Source organism: Mucilaginibacter sp. A5337 (assembly GCF_059690695.1).
This window is the reverse complement of sequence record NZ_JCAWEC010000005.1, coordinates 120,594-138,358: the sequence shown is the minus strand read 5'-3', so window position 1 is coordinate 138,358 and position 17,765 is coordinate 120,594. Positions and strand designations below refer to the sequence as shown.

Below are 17,765 nucleotides of genomic sequence, written 5' to 3'. Positions count from 1 at the left end.
TTGGTTTAAAACTTGGATAAACAGGTCAATTTAATAACTTGCGTTGTTTCCGGAACTCTGTGGGCGACAAGCCTACCTGCCTTTTGAAAAATTTGCCAAAGTTAGCGGGGTCTGAAAAGTTGAGTTGATAGGCGATCTCGGTCATCTCTAAATCGGTGTATTGAATGAGCGACCGGGCTTCGGCGGCCAGGCGTTCGGCAATAAAAGTAAGTGCATTTTTCCCCGAAGCATATTTAACAGATTGGGAGAGGTAATTAGCGGTAACAGAAAGCATATCCGCGTATTCCTGCACGGTGCGCTTATTGATATAATGGTTATCAATTAACTGAATAAATTTACGCAACAGGATTTGTTGCGTTGTAGCCAGGCGGATATCTTCTTTCTTTTCCAGGGCAAAGTCTTCCAGATAGTAAAGCAAGCCGAGCAACTTTACCCGTGCTTCCATATGCTGTACTTTTGCGGACCTTTCATAAGCTGCAAATACAGCTTCAAAATGCGGAACCAATTGTTTAAATGTGGCCAGATCAAACTTAAACAGGTTGGTATGTAACACATCAAACAGGCGGATTTGCTGATGAAAATCTGGCTTGAAGAATGAAAAGCATTCCGGCTTAAAGTAAATCACATAACCCTCCAAAGCATTGTTATGAGCAAAGCTATACACGAGATTAGGCGAATGAAAGACAAGATAAGACTCAGGATCATGAATAGTCTGATCGCCATAGTTAACTTGGATCCTGCCGGAATTGAATAGCAGGGCAAAAAAATAGAATGAACGTTTAAAAGGTGGCCTGTATACCTGCCGACCCTGATCGAGTGGCTTTAACCTCAAACAGTAAAAATCAGGATCAGTTGTTCGCCCCGGCCATGGAATAGAGTCCAAAAAATCGTTTATTTCTGTGTAATAAGGAATTGTAGTTTTTATTTTCTCCATGTAATACACCACATACTGGTTGATCCTAAAATAGAAAAAGAAAGTATCTTCACCTATTGATCATAAAAAAATCACTGTTTGGAACCACTGATATCGTTATGCAGTTTTCACTCTTGTTTGTGCTGTTGCCAACATATCTTTAAAATGGATAAGGAGACTTGTAAAATGGTAATATGTATTGTCCATTTGATGAAACAGGAAGACCCGGCAAAAGCCGGGTCTTCCTGGGGTAGCGGAGAGAGAGGGATTCGAACCCTCGGTACCGTTTCCAGTACGACAGTTTAGCAAACTGTTCCTTTCGGCCTCTCAGGCATCTCTCCGGGTTTCAAAATCTATAGCATCAACTAATTCAATGCTACGATCATGTCATCATAAATAAAAAAAGCCCTGTTTGGGCTTTTTTGCGGAGAGGGAGGGATTCGAACCCTCGGTACCGTTTCCAGTACGACAGTTTAGCAAACTGTTCCTTTCGGCCTCTCAGGCACCTCTCCGTTTTGCTTCTTAAGCTATTGTCCCGTTTTTCAGGGACTGCAAATATAGTAATTCAAGCCTCCCGTCAAAAAAAATATTTTTTTTCTAATAATCTATCCTCACGTGGTAAATACTCATCAGCATCCGCTTAAAAATAGCCTTAATAGTTTCAATATCTTTCAAAGTTATATTACTGTCTTTCAACTGGTTTTGATCAAGCTTGTATTTTACAATGCGATCTACCAGTACGCTAATTGATTCTTCATCCGGCTCTTTCAATGAGCGCGAAGCGGCCTCAACCGAGTCGGCAAGCATCAAAACTGCACCTTCTTTGGTGAAAGGAATAGGCCCGGGATAGCGAAAAATATTCTCGTTGATGAACTTTTCAGGAAAATTTTTTAATGACGACTGGTAAAAATAATCAACCCGGGTATTACCATGATGGGTACGGATAAAATCGATCACCACCTCGGGCAGGTTGGCCTTACGCGCCATTTCAATCCCCCGGCTCACGTGGCGGATGATAATCTGGGCACTTTCTTCGTAAGGCAGCTTATCATGCGGGTTAAAGCCCGAGCTTTGGTTTTCGATAAAGAACAACGGGTTCTCCATTTTGCCTATATCATGGTAAAGCGCCCCTGCCCTAACCAGCAGCGCATTACCCCCAACGGCATAAATAGCGTTTTCGGCCAGGTTGGCTACCTGTAATGAATGCTGAAAGGTGCCTGGAGCGTTAAAGGCAAGTTCACGCAATAAAGGCGCATTGGTATTGGTAAGTTCGATGAGCGTAATTTCTGATGTAATAGCAAATACTTTCTCAAACAGGTAAATAAGCGGGTAAGCCAACAAGGTAAGCAGCACGCTCACTACAAACGGTAAAAAGTCCATCCAGTCGATATTCAGGAAATCACCTTCGCGGATAAAAGTAATCCCTAAAAATGCCACGAAGTAAGTAAAAATGATGATCACCGCCGAGATCAGGAATTGCTCCCTGCGTACCAGGTTTTTAATACTGTAGATGGATACCATACCCGCTGTAATCTCATAGTAGGCAAACTCAAAACTATTGGGTACAAAAAAGCCGGCTATCAGTACAACCAACAAATGAATTTCAAGCGCCAAACGCGTATCAAACAATATGCGGATAATGATAGGTACAATACAATAAGGAATGTAGTACAGATTGGTAGGAAATTGCAACTTAATAGCCAGCGACAAGGTAGCCAGCATGGCGGTAATTACCAACAATATCAAACTTACCAGCCTGTTATCTGCATAAATATCTTTTCGGAACAGGTAAAGGAATATCATCAGTAATGATAATGCTATAGCTACCAGGAAAAACTGCCCCAACAACACCAGGTTTCGGTTGCCATTAACCCTGGCATTATCCTCAAACGCTTTTTTAAACGATTCCAGTTTTTGATAAACATCATCATTAACTACCGAACCCTTGTAAACTATCACCTCCCCTTTTTGCACCATCCCGCGCGTTACTGAAAGACCATCAACAACCTCTTTCTCCAATCTTGAGGTAAGGTTATTATCATAAGCAAGGTTATTTTGCAGGCGGTTACTGATCAGGTCGAGCAGAAAAGCCTTGTCCAGATCGGTATGTTTGCTAAGCACTTTGTCGCAATATGCCTGCGCCTTTTCTTTAGTGAACAGCTCACTCGTATTTTTATCAGTGGCAACATTTTTATCCAGGATCCTTACCGGGTAATTCTCGGAGCTTTGCTGGTACTTGGCATTGGGTTTAAAAACGCCTGTCTGATAAATTTCGGTCAATAAATCGGTACCGGCAGCAATATATTTTGGCTTCAACTTATCATTGATACCGGCATTATGCCATTTAATTTCCAGATCGGCTTTAAAACCATCAATTTGCTGGTTTTGCATAACAGCATCCAGCTGGTATATTGGCGTTATGCTTTCCAGGGCCGATTTCTGATCGGCCATGATTTCCTGAGGTGTTTTTAATATGGCGAAATTATAGGGGGATACCAGATCTTTCTGGTTCCAGATCCTGCCTTTTTCATGCTCGTAGCTAAATTTTGCCTGCTTTGGTAAAAAGTAAACAATAAGTATGACACTGAGCAGCATCATCAAAAACTTAACATTACGGGCGTATTTGCGCAGTAAAGCCTTTTGGCGCGAAGTGGATAGTTTTGCCATTTAAATGATTAACCTGCCAAAAATAATATAAGTTTCTGTTATGTACAGTTTTTCTTGCATTTGTAAAACAAATTTGATATCTTTATGATATCATTTTAAAATCAAACTAAATCATGAATCCTGAAAAAACTATCAACCCGCCATCCGGATTTTCCGTTTTTATTTTGGCTATTATTTTACTAATTGCGGCCGTTTTTTGCTTAAGCAGCGGCCTGGAAGTTATCGGCTTCATATTAATTCCGGTGAGCGTCATATTTTTGCTTCCCGGCATCATCGTTGTTAATCCTAACGAATCAAAAGTGCTTACCCTTTTTGGCAAGTATGTTGGTACTGTAAAAACCGACGGCTTTTTCTGGGTTAATCCCTTTACTGTTAAAAAGAAGGTATCATTAAAGGCATTTAACCTTAACGGACAGCAACTAAAAGTAAACGACAGCATTGGTAACCCTATTGAAATTGCCGCTGTTATTGTATGGCAGATAAAAGATACTGCTGCTGCAGTATTTGCGGTTGAAAATTATATCCAGTATGTAAACATCCAAAGCGAAGCTGCGGTAAGACATTTGGCAAACTCATTCCCGTACGATAATCTGGAAGACGAAACCGCCGCCATTACCCTTCGCGGCGGCGCCGAGCAGGTAAGCGCGATGCTGGAAAAAGAACTGAATGAAAGGCTCGACCGCGCCGGCATTGAAGTATTGGAAGCCCGGATCTCGCATTTGGCATATGCGCCCGAAATTGCACATTCCATGCTGCAGGTACAGCAGGCATCGGCCATCATAGCTGCCCGTAAACTTATTGTTGAAGGCGCCGTTGGCATGGTTGAAATGGCGTTGAACAAGCTATCTGAAAAGAACATTGTTGAACTTGATGAAGAACGCAAGGCGGCCATGGTTAGCAATCTATTGGTTGTATTATGCGGTGATAAAGCTGTTAACCCTGTTGTAAATACCGGCACTTTATACCATTAATATGATGGACCAATTCAGAAGTTTTAACCAGCTCCGCTTAACGGAATTACCGGTATTAAGGCACGGCTTTTGGCGACCATGGTATGAACTTAGCGACGGACAGTTCAGCTACGGCAAGCTCACGTACACAGGTGCTTTAAAACGTATCTGTACACTTGAAACCAATAGCGGAAACTGGATAGTAAAACGCAAAAGCTGGATAGGCCGAAAACTTATAATTGAACAGCCCGAAGGAATAGAAATTGGTATAATAACACCCGAAATCTGGAGCCGGAAAATAACCCTTGAGTTAAATAATGGCCTTACCGCAATATTTTATAACAAAAAGATCCTATCGCGTACCTACACCTGGGTAAACGATCAGTTGGGTGATATTTTAAACGTAGAAGCCAAACTCTGGAGCCGTAAACAGCCCTTTGTTGTAAAAATTGATCCGGATATGATCAAAAAAGTACCAGAGCTGCCCCTGTTGGCGTTACTGGGCATAAATTTAGTTTTGTTAAAACAGGCCGAGGCAGCGGCCACAACTTAATATGGCCGAAAAGAAAGCATTTGTATTACGTATCAACCCCGACATGCTGAAGGAGATTGAGAGTTGGGCAGCCGAAGAATTCAGAAGCACCAACGGCCAGATCGAATACCTCATGCAACAAGCCCTGCATGCGCGTAAAAAGGGGAGTTCTAAAAAGAAAAAGGAAGATGGTGATTAGAGGTTGGAGGTTAGAGATTAGGCAAACAGGCGTTCTCAATTCCGTTAACGCCGACTCGGATATGCGCAAAACCAACTAATCTCTAACCTCCAACCTCTAATCTCTCGCTCAATAATCTTATTATGCATGCATAGTATTTTCTTTCGTTCAAATCATTAAATTTGCCCACCAATTTTAATGAGGGACACATGAAAGAAGTAGTAATAGTAGCTGCCACACGTACTCCAATAGGCAGCTTTGGAGGCAGTTTAGCAGCCATCAGCGCCACACAACTGGGCGCAGCAGTCATCAAATCGGCAGTGGAAAAAGCAGGCTTAAGGCCTGATCAGGTACAGGAAGTTTACATGGGCAATGTAATGTCGGCCAATGTTGGGCAGGCACCGGCAACCCAGGCCGCTATATTTGCAGGGCTCCCCTATCTACCTGCTACAACCGTTAATAAAGTTTGCGCATCGGGCATGAAAGCAATTATGCTGGCTGCTCAAAGTATTGCCATAGGTCAAAACGATATTGTGGTGGCCGGCGGTATGGAAAGCATGAGCAATGTGCCTTACTACCTGGATAAAGCCCGTAACGGCTACCGGTTAGGCAACGGACAGATCATTGACGGCTTGGTAAAAGATGGGCTTTGGGATGTTTACAACGACTATCATATGGGCTCGGCGGCCGAACTTTGTGCTACTGACTGCAACATCAGCCGTGAAGAGCAGGATGCCTACGCCATTTTATCATATCAACGAGCTCAAAAAGCTCAGGGAGACGGTAAGTTTAAAGAAGAGATAACACCTGTTGGCCTTAAAGACAAAAAAGGCGATATAACCATGTTTGCCGAAGATGAAGAACCCCAAACAGTTAAGTTTGACAAGATCCCATCATTAAAACCGGTATTTAAAAAAGACGGTACAGTTACGGCTGCCAACGCATCAACACTGAATGACGGTGCCGCAGCTGTGGTGCTTATGAGCCTTGAAAAAGCCAATGAGCTGGGTATAACTCCCCTGGCAAAAATAATTTCCTATGCCGACGCTCAGCAGGCCCCCGAATGGTTTACCACCGCTCCATCAAAAGCTATCCCGCTGGCTTTGCAGAGGGCAGGCCTCCAAACTTCCGATATCGACTTTTTTGAGATCAATGAAGCGTTTTCGGTTGTTGCCATAGCAAATAATCAAACTTTAAATCTCGATCCCGAAAAAGTAAACGTTAATGGAGGTGCAGTTTCATTGGGCCATCCTCTTGGCGCTTCGGGTGCACGAATCATTGTTACCCTTTTACACGTACTAAAGCAAAATAACGGCAAATATGGTGCTGCAGGTATCTGCAACGGTGGCGGTGGCGCCAGCGCAATGGTTATCGAAAATTTACGTTAGTGTTTTATAAAGACGTTATTATAAGCAAAATTATATTTTAATGATGTTGTGCGAGGGGCGCGTTAGGGATTGCAGTGTAATGCCCACAGCGTGTGTTGGGATTGCGGGCAGCAAAAGCGAGGACTTGCAACGGAAAGCCCGGGCCGCAGGCAACGCCCACGTTATATAAAATGGATAATAAAACATATTGATAATCAAAAACTCACAAGCAAGTAATTAATAAAACACGAAGCGATTACCCCCCTCTAAATCTCCCCCGGAAGGGAAAACTTTAAAAATTTTCAAAGCCCTTTCCGGAGGAGAGGGTTGGGTGAGGCTCATTACTTCGTTCCTCGCAATAAAAAACAAATAGCTCAACCAATTAAATTAAAATAGTGACAAAAAAAGCTCTTCTAACTATCTTCTCCATATTGCTTTGCATGCAAACTTTTGCGCAATACTATGACGAAGGTACAAGGCTCAAAAAACTTAACGAATACCAGGACAGTCTCACCCGTCTCGGCAAAAAGATTGTAAATGATGAGAACGATATGGAGCGCAAAAACGCCAATTACCAGTTTATTAAAACATTGGTGCAGGCGTTAAAAATTAACAACTCTTTTCTGTTTCCGTTTGATTCGGTTAAGAGTATCAGCATTGTTAACTCACCCGATAACCGTTTCAGGATCTTGAGCTGGCACGTAACAAACCTCGACGGCAGTTATCGCTTTTATGGTACAGTGCAAATAAATACCGGGGGCGCGCTTAAGATGTTTCCGCTTGAGGATTACTCGCCGTTATTGAAAAACCCCGAAGATTCGGTAACAGACACCCATAAATGGTATGGCGCTCAATACTATAAGATAATAGCGGTGTACGGCCCTAAGCCTTACTATGTATTATTAGGCTGGAAAGGCAACACGGTAAAATCTACCAAAAAAGTAATTGATGTCATTTCTTTTAATAATGGTGTACCACAATTTGGGATGCCTATATTTAATGGTAATGGCAAAACCCGCAACAGGGTGGTATTTGAATATGCCCGGCAGGTTTCCATGTTGTTAAGGTTTGTACCCGAACAAAACATCATTGTGTTTGACCATCTTTCGGCACCTGATGGCCGGAGTAAGGACAAGCCAGAAACCTTTGGCCCCGACCTTAGTTACGACGGTTATAAACTAAAAGATGGCCGCTGGACGTATGTAGAAGACCTTGACATGCGCAACATTGCCGATGGTACCGGTACCGATAGTCAATATATTGATCCTAAAAAACAGGCCGCAAAAGATCGGGCACTGTTACCGGCAAAGCATTAAGAAATTAAATAACAACAATAATCAAAAATTAACCATTTTGTTACAGAAAGTATCTCACTTTCAGTATTAAATTTCGGTTTGTAAGATTTATATTACCTTTAGCAAATTTTTAAGTTAACTGATGCAAGAAAAAACTGCTCCAACAAAACCAAGATTCCCCAAGAGCGTCCCTTACATTATTGGCAATGAAGCCGCTGAACGTTTTAGCTTTTATGGCATGCGTTCCATACTTACCCTTTTTTTGGTAAAGCAATTCTTTAACCCTGCAGCTAACCCTGCTTTAGCCCAACAGGCTGATGCCCATGCCAATAAACTGAACCATTTATTTGTTATGGTGGCCTACGCTTTGCCATTTGTGGGCGGCATGGTAGCCGACTGGTTTACCGGCAAATACAAGCTTATCCTTTATATTTCCATAGTATATTGCTTCGGGCACCTGTTGCTGGCAATGTTTGATACAAGCCTTAGTGGTTTTGAGATAGGTATGCTTGTAGTCGCCATCGGTGCGGGCGGTATCAAATCATGTGTTTCGGCCAACGTGGGCGACCAGTTTGATGCCAGCAACCAGGACTTGCTTTCAAAAGTTTACGGTTGGTTTTACTTTAGCATCAATGCCGGCTCTATGTTATCAACGGTTGCCATCCCTACCATTTACAAATATTATGGTCCTAAATGGGCTTTTGGCGTTCCCGGGCTTTTGATGGCATTAGCAACGCTAATATTTTTTATGGGCCGCAAAAAATATGTAAAGGTGCCTCCTCAGGGCGTAAACCGAAACAATTTGGTGTTTATTACCTGGTACGCGCTCACCCATTTAAGTAAAAAGAAACCCGGCCAATCATTACTTGATATAGCCAAAGAGAGTTATGATCCTGAACGGGTTGAAGGAGTTAAAGCAGTATACCGGGTAATTTCCGTATTCTTCTTTGCGCTGGCGTTTTGGGCTGTATGGGATCAGTGCCTTTCAGAATGGACGCTTTATGCTGCAAAAATGGACCGGAACATCAATCTTGGTTTTACTTCATTCCAGATAGAACCAGGTTCAATGTCAACCTTTAATACTATTTTCCTGCTGTTATTTATACCACTATTTAACTATGTGATTTATCCGAATTTAGATAAGATCGGGCTAAAAACAACACCTTTACGCAGGCTTGGTGCCGGTTTGGTTTTAACAGCATTATCATTTGTAGTTATCGGTTTTACACACGTTAGCATTGACCATGGTGGCTCACCCTCAATGTGGTGGCAGGTGCTGGCCTTTTTAATACTATCAGCTGCAGAAGTATTGGTATCAATTACCGGCCTGGAATACGCTTATACCCATTCTCCAAAATCAATGAAAAGCACCATGTCGGGAATCTGGTTCCTGGTTGTTTCGTTCGGGAACCTGATTACGGCCCTTGTTAACGGACTTATCGAAGACGGCGGCTGGTGGGCTAAAAATCTTGCGGGCGCCAATTATGAGTGGTTTTTTGTAAGCTTTATCGCGGTGTTTATCATCATCTTCATGTTTGTTGCACCACGCCTTAAAGAAAGAAACTATATTACCGATCCTTACGTGGAAAATGAGGTTATTGCCGATACGAATAACCTTTAAAATATAACTTCGAAAAAACAGGATTGCGTACGCTTTCCTGTTTTGTTGTTTTGATGCTCTGTAAATTGATTATTTTCGCAGCTTAAACATTTAACTCATTTTCTAAAATACTGTTCAGTGCCTGATAGCGTCGTAATCATACCCACCTATAATGAAAAGGAAAATATCGAACGGATGATCCGTAAGGTATTCTCTTTGCCTCATGACTTTCATATCCTGATCATTGACGACGGATCACCTGACGGTACGCCGCAGATAGTAAAAAGCCTGCAAGCCGAATACGATGGCAGCCTTTTTATAGAAGAACGCGCTGGCAAACAGGGATTAGGTACCGCCTACATACATGGTTTTAAATGGTGTATAGCCCGCCATTACGACTATATTTTTGAAATGGACGCTGATTTTTCGCACAATCCGGATGATCTGCTGAAACTTAGGCAGGCCTGTATTGATGGCGCCGATGCAGCGATAGGCTCCCGTTATGTAACCGGTGTAAACGTAGTAAACTGGCCTATGAGCAGGGTGCTTATGAGTTATTTCGCTTCAGTTTATGTGCGTTTTATAACCGGCATGAAGGTACAGGATGCCACCGCGGGCTTTATGTGCTATAAACGCAGAGTACTTGAAACTGTTAAGCTGGATAAAATCAAGTTTGTTGGATATGCCTTCCAGATAGAGATGAAATATACCACCGTTAAACATGGCTTTAAGCTGGTGGAAGTCCCCATTATATTTACCGACCGCACGGCCGGCACTTCTAAAATGTCAACCAGTATTTTCCGCGAAGCATTTTTAGGCGTGATCCAGATGAAGATCAACAGCATTTTCAGGAAATACCCCGAAGGTTAGATATGAGACATGAGATTTGGGACATGTGAATTTGTATCAGGTAAAAAGTTTGTCTCACATCTCAAATCTAATATCTCATATCCCCAAAAATTACTAATTTCGTTGGCAATGAACGAGCATCTTGATCCTAACCGCGAACGCCTCAGCAATACCGAACGTGATATTGAAAAAGTGTTACGGCCTCAGCAATTTGAGGATTTTACCGGTCAGCATAAAATATTAGCCAACTTAAAGATCTTTGTACAGGCGGCCCGCCAGCGTGGTGAGGCGCTTGACCATGTGTTGCTACATGGCCCTCCGGGTTTGGGTAAAACCACCCTATCCCACATCATCGCCAATGAAATGGGTGTGGGCATCAAGATCACTTCAGGGCCTGTTTTGGATAAACCCGGTGATTTGGCCGGCTTGCTTACCAACCTCGAAACCGGCGATATTCTTTTTATAGATGAGATTCACCGTTTAAGTCCGCTGGTTGAGGAATACCTGTACTCGGCCATGGAAGATTTTAAGATAGATATCATGCTGGAAAGCGGCCCCAATGCCCGTTCGGTACAGATTTCACTTAATCCATTCACCCTGGTTGGGGCTACCACCCGTTCGGGCCTGCTTACCGCACCATTACGGGCGAGGTTCGGTATAAATTCGCGGTTGGAATATTACGATGCTAAATTGCTTACCACCATTGTGCTACGCTCTGCTTCGATATTAAAAACCCCTATTACCGATGAAGGCGCTTATGAAATTGCCCGTCGCAGCCGCGGTACACCACGTATAGCCAATGCCTTACTTCGCCGCACGCGCGATTTTGCGCAGATTAAAGGCAATGGTAAAATTGATACCGAAATTGCCCAGTATGCCCTCAACGCCCTCAACGTAGACAGCCACGGCCTTGATGAAATGGACAACAAGATCCTGCTTACCATCATAGATAAGTTTAAAGGCGGTCCTGTAGGCTTAAAAACTGTTGCAACTGCGGTTGGTGAAGATGAGGGTACCATTGAAGAAGTTTATGAACCATTTTTGATACAGGAAGGTTTTATCATGCGCACCGCCCGCGGACGCGAAGTTACCGAAGCCGCCTACAAACATTTAGGAAAAATAAAGCTGGGGGGAAACCCATCCTTATTTTGATATAAATCTACATACGTATCCATCGCCACCAATCATGAAAACCAAACTAAAACTACTGTTAGCTACAACTGCGTTTATTTTAAGCGGAGTGACTATTACATGCGCACAAACAACGCCACCACCACCGGTTGCTGCGCCTACACCAGCCCAGTCCGTTACCCTACCTGCCGACTCACTTAACAAGGTCAAAAAAGATACTATACCTGTTGTACATAAGCCTGTACCCACTTTAAAAGTAGGCATCATGGGCTTAAACCATGACCATATCCACCTTATATTAAGCGAATACCGCAAAGGCAACGTAAATATTGTAGGCATTGCCGAACCAAACAAAAAACTCTGGGAAAAATTTGGCAAGGCATATAACCTACCCGATTCCCTGTTTTTTGATGACCTGAAAAAAATGTGTACAACCCGCAAGCCTGCCATTGTATTAGGCTATAACGAGGTGGGTAAACACGTGGACATTGTTGAAACATGCGCACCGCTTGGCATCTCAGTGATGGTTGAAAAACCTTTAGCAGCCACTTTAGAGCAGGCCAAACGCATGGAGTTTCTGGCGCTCAAATATTATGTTAAAGTTTTAACCAACTACGAAACCACCTGGTACCCCTCCTTCCAGGATGCTTACAACACGGTTAAACTTGATAGCGTAGGCATGATCCGTAAAATGGTGGTACATGATGGTCACCAGGGCCCGCGTGAAATAGGCTGCAGCGAAGATTTCCTGAGCTGGCTTACAGATCCTGTTTTGAATGGAGCAGGCGCACTTAATGATTTTGGCTGCTATGGTGCCGATTTAATGACCTGGTTAATGAAAGGCCAGCGCCCCATAGCGGTAACTGCTATTGCAAGGCATTACAAACCCAATGTATATCCAAAGGTTGAAGATGACGCTACTATATTGGTTGAATATGCCAATGCCACCGGGCAGATAGAAGCCTCATGGAACTGGCCGTTTGGCATTAAGGACATGGAAATTTTTGGCGCTAAAGGCTATATTCATGCTTTTGACAAGGATAGTGTTGAAATAAAAGTTGATAACCGCGTAAGAGGCTATAAAGCGGCACCGCTGGTAGCCCCTGCCGATGCGCCGGTAGCCTATTTTACTTCGACCCTTGCAAATCCGCTCAGGCACCCGGACGATCGTTCATCATTAAAATACAATATGATAGTAATGCAGATCCTGGATGCTGCCAAGCGGTCAATAAAAGAAGGAAAACGCATAGTTTTATAATTAAACACAATGGGACCGATGAAATACATAACGCTACTACTGTTATTTTCCTCGGCCCTGTTAGGCTGCGGAAATAAAGAGGACAAAGCACCTGCTGAGGTTTACCCTACAGTTAGTTACTTAAAAATCAAACTTGATGCGGCCGGGCATCTGCCTGCAAACCCGTATATTTTAAGATTCAAACACCACAAAAAAGAGATCGTTTTTTGTGGTGTTAACCATCTGCCTGATAACAACGATACCGAAAACCAGATGTTTAAGGCGATCGAAAAAGCTTTTTTTGAATTTAAACCAGATGTATGCGTTAACGAAGGAGGCGATGTTTCAAAAAAGGTTTTCAGCTCAAAAAAAGAAGCCATACAAAAGGATGGTGAAATAGGACTTACCAAAGTCCTTGCCGACAGCCTTAAAATAAAAACCGTTAACGGCGACATGACCGACAGCCTCGAATTTAAAGAGCTGTTGAAAAGATACACCACCGGCGAGTTTTTAGCTTATATAGTTACCGAACGCTTTATGTGGGGTCAACGGTCTCCAATTACCGATAGTGTGGCCTTTAAAGCAAACTACGCCAAATTTATACAAGGCTATATCATGAAAACAGGAGGCGTCAAACTTTCGCCGGAGGAACAAACCCTGAATTTTTTTGAGGCAAGCTATCAGAAACTGCTTAACCGTCCTTTTAAGCTCGAGGAGCTGGAACCTACCAATCCCTTTGACCCGAAAGGGAAATTCCAGGAAATTGGTCGGGCTTCCAAAGAGATCAGGGATCAAAACCTGCTTCGCACTATCGACAACCTCCTTAAAACGCATGATAAAGTATTTGTAGTTTTTGGCGGATGGCACCTGCTTACCTGCGAACCGGGACTTAAGCAGATCATCAGTAAAAGCGAATAATTATCCGGATATCATACTTAAAGTCTTAATTAATTTTATTTACATCGCAGGGCTTGCGTATTATATAATTATTAATTTAGCCGGCGTTAATTAAGGAATAAAACCAACCTATAATATGATAAAACAAACGTTAGCCATGTTGGCCCTTTGTGCTTTTGGCGCTGTTTCATGCCAGTCAAAGCCATCAGATAAATCAACTACTGCCGTTCCAATTGCTGAAGTTCCAACTGCCAATGCAACTTCACAGGGTGATGCGGCCGCCATTTTAGCCCGCAAGCAGGTACCTATTCTCTGCTACCACCAAATCCGCGACTGGAAGCCAACAGATTCAAAAAATGCTAAAGATTACATAGTACAGGTTGCTGCTTTTAAAGAGCACATCAAAATGCTGGCCGACAGTGGTTATCATACCATATTGCCCGATCAGCTTTATGCATACCTTACCAAGGGTGCGCCGCTTCCTAAAAAGCCCATCATGCTTACGTTTGATGATACCGACCTTGACCAGTTCACCATCGCCAACCCTACCCTAAAAAAATATGGTTTTAAAGCAGTTTATTTTGTGATGACTGTATCATTGGGCCGTCCGCATTACATGACCAAAGAACAGGTAAAGCAGTTATCTGATGAAGGTAATGTTATCGCCAGCCACACCTGGGACCACCACCGTGTTGACCGTTATTCACATACATCAACCCTTAAAATCATTGGTAAAAACGGCAAAATAACCAATCGCCCGGTTGATGATTGGGTTACCCAAATTGAAAAACCAACCAAAACTTTGGAAGAGATCACTGGTAAAAAAATGGATTACTTTGCTTATCCCTTTGGCATCTGGAACAAAGCCGCTTTACCTGAACTTAGAAAACGTGGTTTCAAAATGGCTTTTCAATTAGCTGATAAACGCGATCAGACAGATCCGTTAATGACCGTACGCCGTATTTTGGATAGCGGGTACTGGAGCACTAAAACTTTAAGCAACAGCATCAGGAACAGCTTTTAGCCCCCGCCCCTTGAAGGGGAGGTTCCGATAATATTAAACAAAAAATCCCTTGCTCTTTAGTAAGGCGTTTTTTGTTTATCGCCATATGAAGATAGGCAATATGCAAATCAAAAACTCCCTTTAGGGGCAGGAGGGCAAATTACAAGTTCTCCCCTGCCGGTCCCTGACCTTTGTTTGATGACGGCATTTTGCTGATATCCTTTTCGTCGGGCTTTAAATGAACTATTTCGGCTATTATGGTATCATCACCGGTATTTTCACCTAACTCATCGTTGTGCAGATCTGAATCGTCATTATTCATAGCTGCTCTTTCATCTATAGTTTCCATAATGATATTTATTTAATTCCTGTTACCCATTTTACAGCTTCGTCCAATTCTTCAAGTTTATAACCTGCAAACTTGCCGGGTAAAATATATTTAAACAGATGGCTGAACTCACGCACGCCGTCCTGGTCAGTTACAACGGCTACCTTGTTCCACCGGGTAAAATACTTAAGTCCGAGCCTGATATTGCCACACCAGGCTCCGGCTGTAAAATTTTTAATATTAGTTTCCAGCACCAATAAAAAGTTTATCCGCCCGGTTTGCTTCACCTGTTGTTCAAGCAATGGTGTCAAGGCTTTTTCATAATCCCCAATAGTAACATGGCCAACCGCATGCATTCCTAATACATGAGCGGGCAAGTATCTGATATGCTCGAGCATGCTATAAATCCCTACTTTTTAATCAGATACAAAAACTGCACCAATAGTTATTTTATAGCGAAACGGAGTAAACTATAATAACGAATAATCCCCGTGTGCAAGTATATATCATGGTTGATTAAACCTTATTGAAACGCATCACCGTACACGCACCAATTTCAATTTATACTATCTTTGCATAAATGCAGCATCACAAAGCCACATACAGTCAACTCATTAAAAACGAGGCACAAAAGCTTGGCTTTTTGTTTTGTGGCATTGCCAAAGCAGATTTTTTAGAAGATGAAGCCCCGCGCCTTGAAACCTGGCTAAATAAAAACATGCATGGCGAAATGACGTACATGGAAAACCATTTCGATAAGCGCCTCGATCCTCGTTTGCTTGTTGATGGAGCAAAATCGGTTATCTCGCTTGGTATAAATTACTATACCGATCAGCAACAGGATGATCCTTTATCGCCCAAAATTTCCAAATACGCCTATGGTATCGATTATCATACGGTAATTAAAGATAAACTAAGGCTATTACTGCAAATCATTAATGATCAAATTGGAGAAGTAGGCGGCCGTGCATTTGTTGATTCGGCTCCGGTGCTTGACAAGGCATGGGCACGCAAGGCAGGTATGGGCTGGATCGGCAAAAACAGCAACCTGCTTAACAAAAAAGCCGGCTCATTCTTTTTCCTGGCCGAACTGATCATCGACCTTGAACTGGAATATGATATAGCACCCACAGCCGATCATTGCGGCACCTGCACCAATTGTATCGATGCCTGCCCTACTGATGCTATTGTAGGCCCGTATGTGGTTGATGGCAGCCGTTGCATCTCCTATTTAACCATCGAGCTTAAAAACGAGATTCCGCAGGAGTTTAAGGGCAAAATGGATAACTGGATGTTTGGCTGCGACGTTTGCCAGGATGTTTGCCCCTGGAATCGTTTCTCGGTACTAAATACAGAGCCGGCCTTTACTCCACACCCTGATTTGTTGCACCTAAAAACTGCCGACTGGCACGATATCACCCAGGATATTTTTCAAAAGGTATTTAAAAATTCGGCGGTTAAACGAACGAAATTTAGCGGATTAAAAAGAAATATCGACTTTTTAAAGGCTAAAGGCTAAAGGCTAAAGGCTAAAGGCTAAAGGCTAAAGGCTAAAGGCTAAAGGCTAAAGGCTAAAGGCTAAAGTGGAACGAATCCATGAAACTTAGGTTTCAGAATATTATCAACAAAAAACCCCTGCATAAATAACTGCAAGGGTTTCAATATAAAATTCTGAAAATTCTGATTCAGACTTAATCAACCTTTTTTAAATTTCAACGCAAGCTGCTGCAGCATATCATCGTTAACCGGTTGGGCTGGCTCATCCTTCTTTTTAAAAGGTTTGTTTTGATAATGCTGATTTTTAGTATGGTCGGGTTTGGTGTACTCTTTTTTCTGATACTCAGGCTTAGAGGCAGCAGGCTGTTGATCTGCCGGTTTTGGCTGGGCTGCTTTGTTTGCCTGGCGCTCGGCTATTTTCTTAGCATTCCAGCGGGTATAAATTTCTTCGAGTTTGCGCTTGGTATAAAGCGGGAAATCGCCCTGCATCATCCATGAATAATAGCTTGGCTCGGCGTTCAATACGTCCTCAACACGTTTACCTTTATGTTTGCCAAAGTTGATCAACTCCTCACCCTGTTCATTGTAAACCATACGGCCTGCAAAATCAACCGGCTTGCTTAGGTTGGTAAACGCATGCAGTGCTTCAACATCGCCCACAACAGGGATTATTTTATTACCTTTTTTATCTTCCCACTCTACATTTTCATAACGCTCAATCTGCGCCAGCAAAACTTCCATAGTAGCGCGGGTATCTGCTTCGGCCGAATGGGCGTTTTCAATTACTTTATTGCAATAAAACTGGTAAGCAGCCTTTAATGTGCGCTGCTCCATCTGGTGGAATATGTTCTGTACATCAACAAAGTGGCGGGCATCCAGGTTAAAATCAACGCCGGCACGCAAAAACTCCTCCATGATCATGGGGATATCAAACTTATTCGAATTATATCCAGCCAAATCGCTGTCGCCAATAAAGTCGGCTATTTCCTGGCCAAGCTCTTTAAATTGTTTTTCGTTTTGGATATGCTCGTCATAAATGCCGTGCACCAGTGATGACTCGAGCGGGATAGGAATGCCCGGGTGAACACGCCATGTTCTCACTTCTTCGCTGCCATCAGGATTAAGCTTGATAACAGATATTTCAACTATACGGTCGGCACCAATATTAGTACCTGTTGTTTCAAGATCAAAGAAAGCCAGGGGGCGTTTTAAATTTAATTTCATTTGTCAGTATTCAGAGATGCAAAGGTCGCAAATGTCCTAAAATTAATCAGCAGAATAAATTTTTTAATTTATTTAATATACCAATTTATTATTTAAT

The 17,765-nt window shown here is 42.7% G+C and carries 17 protein-coding genes and 2 tRNA genes; 12 read left to right on the top strand and 7 right to left on the bottom strand.

Translation table 11 applies throughout. From position 1 onward, the window contains the following. Positions 1–25: 25 nt before the first annotated feature. The 4 genes from AC59JO_RS17860 to AC59JO_RS17845 form a co-directional block, all read right to left on the bottom strand. Complete coding sequence (locus tag AC59JO_RS17860) at positions 26–934, bottom strand: helix-turn-helix domain-containing protein (RefSeq protein WP_497306899.1); 909 nt, start codon at positions 932–934, stop codon at positions 26–28. Between the two features lie 233 nt (positions 935–1,167). Continuing rightward, a tRNA-Ser gene (locus tag AC59JO_RS17855) sits at positions 1,168–1,254 on the bottom strand. Between the two features lie 84 nt (positions 1,255–1,338). After that, positions 1,339–1,425 (bottom strand) — tRNA-Ser (locus AC59JO_RS17850). An 85-nt stretch (positions 1,426–1,510) separates the two neighbouring features. After that, positions 1,511–3,580, bottom strand: a complete 2,070-nt coding sequence (locus tag AC59JO_RS17845; protein ID WP_497306897.1) for an HD family phosphohydrolase — start codon at positions 3,578–3,580, stop codon at positions 1,511–1,513. 113 nt (positions 3,581–3,693) lie between these two features. Between AC59JO_RS17845 and AC59JO_RS17840 the strand changes: the two genes are divergently transcribed. From AC59JO_RS17840 to AC59JO_RS17790, 11 genes are all read left to right on the top strand, one after another. Next, a complete protein-coding gene (locus AC59JO_RS17840) occupies positions 3,694–4,551 on the top strand; it encodes an SPFH domain-containing protein (protein ID WP_497306895.1) in 858 nt (285 codons plus the stop codon). A 4-nt stretch (positions 4,552–4,555) separates the two neighbouring features. Then, positions 4,556–5,083 (top strand): hypothetical protein, encoded by a 528-nt coding sequence (locus AC59JO_RS17835; protein WP_413667244.1) that lies wholly within the window; start codon positions 4,556–4,558, stop codon positions 5,081–5,083. Position 5,084: 1 nt separating this feature from the next. Further along, the gene (locus tag AC59JO_RS17830; protein ID WP_413667243.1) at positions 5,085–5,261 is read left to right on the top strand and encodes a type II toxin-antitoxin system antitoxin; all 177 of its coding nucleotides are present in this window, start codon (positions 5,085–5,087) and stop codon (positions 5,259–5,261) included. A 188-nt stretch (positions 5,262–5,449) separates the two neighbouring features. Next, positions 5,450–6,628 carry an acetyl-CoA C-acyltransferase gene (locus AC59JO_RS17825; RefSeq protein WP_413667242.1) on the top strand — a complete coding sequence of 393 codons (1,179 nt, stop codon included), beginning with the start codon at positions 5,450–5,452 and terminating at the stop codon, positions 6,626–6,628. A gap of 374 nt (positions 6,629–7,002) precedes the next feature. Beyond that, entirely contained in the window at positions 7,003–7,923 is a 921-nt protein-coding gene (locus AC59JO_RS17820) for a hypothetical protein (protein WP_497306892.1), read from the top strand. A 121-nt stretch (positions 7,924–8,044) separates the two neighbouring features. Continuing rightward, positions 8,045–9,523, top strand: a complete 1,479-nt coding sequence (locus AC59JO_RS17815) for a POT-type proton-dependent oligopeptide transporter (RefSeq protein ID WP_413667240.1) — start codon at positions 8,045–8,047, stop codon at positions 9,521–9,523. Between the two features lie 117 nt (positions 9,524–9,640). After that, positions 9,641–10,372, top strand: a complete 732-nt coding sequence (locus AC59JO_RS17810) for a polyprenol monophosphomannose synthase (RefSeq protein ID WP_413667239.1) — start codon at positions 9,641–9,643, stop codon at positions 10,370–10,372. Between the two features lie 108 nt (positions 10,373–10,480). Next, positions 10,481–11,503 (top strand): Holliday junction branch migration DNA helicase RuvB, encoded by a 1,023-nt coding sequence (gene ruvB, locus AC59JO_RS17805; protein ID WP_091211359.1) that lies wholly within the window; start codon positions 10,481–10,483, stop codon positions 11,501–11,503. A gap of 34 nt (positions 11,504–11,537) precedes the next feature. Beyond that, positions 11,538–12,740: a Gfo/Idh/MocA family protein gene (locus AC59JO_RS17800; protein ID WP_497306890.1), complete on the top strand. Its 1,203-nt coding sequence runs from the start codon at positions 11,538–11,540 to the stop codon at positions 12,738–12,740. A gap of 18 nt (positions 12,741–12,758) precedes the next feature. After that, entirely contained in the window at positions 12,759–13,637 is an 879-nt protein-coding gene (locus AC59JO_RS17795) for a hypothetical protein (RefSeq protein WP_497306888.1), read from the top strand. 115 nt (positions 13,638–13,752) lie between these two features. Next, complete coding sequence (locus AC59JO_RS17790; RefSeq protein WP_413667236.1) at positions 13,753–14,640, top strand: polysaccharide deacetylase family protein; 888 nt, start codon at positions 13,753–13,755, stop codon at positions 14,638–14,640. A gap of 139 nt (positions 14,641–14,779) precedes the next feature. Here the strand turns inward: AC59JO_RS17790 and AC59JO_RS17785 are convergent, their stop codons facing one another. Next, complete coding sequence (locus AC59JO_RS17785; protein WP_413667235.1) at positions 14,780–14,968, bottom strand: hypothetical protein; 189 nt, start codon at positions 14,966–14,968, stop codon at positions 14,780–14,782. A gap of 8 nt (positions 14,969–14,976) precedes the next feature. Then, entirely contained in the window at positions 14,977–15,345 is a 369-nt protein-coding gene (locus AC59JO_RS17780; RefSeq protein ID WP_413667234.1) for a SpoIIAA family protein, read from the bottom strand. A 182-nt stretch (positions 15,346–15,527) separates the two neighbouring features. On the opposite strand from AC59JO_RS17780, the gene queG reads away from it, so the two are divergent. Beyond that, a complete protein-coding gene (gene queG / locus AC59JO_RS17775; RefSeq protein WP_413667233.1) occupies positions 15,528–16,466 on the top strand; it encodes a tRNA epoxyqueuosine(34) reductase QueG in 939 nt (312 codons plus the stop codon). A 176-nt stretch (positions 16,467–16,642) separates the two neighbouring features. On the opposite strand, the gene AC59JO_RS17770 is transcribed toward queG, so the two are convergent. Next, positions 16,643–17,668: an exonuclease domain-containing protein gene (locus tag AC59JO_RS17770; RefSeq protein WP_413667232.1), complete on the bottom strand. Its 1,026-nt coding sequence runs from the start codon at positions 17,666–17,668 to the stop codon at positions 16,643–16,645. Between the last annotated feature and the right edge of the window lie 97 nt (positions 17,669–17,765).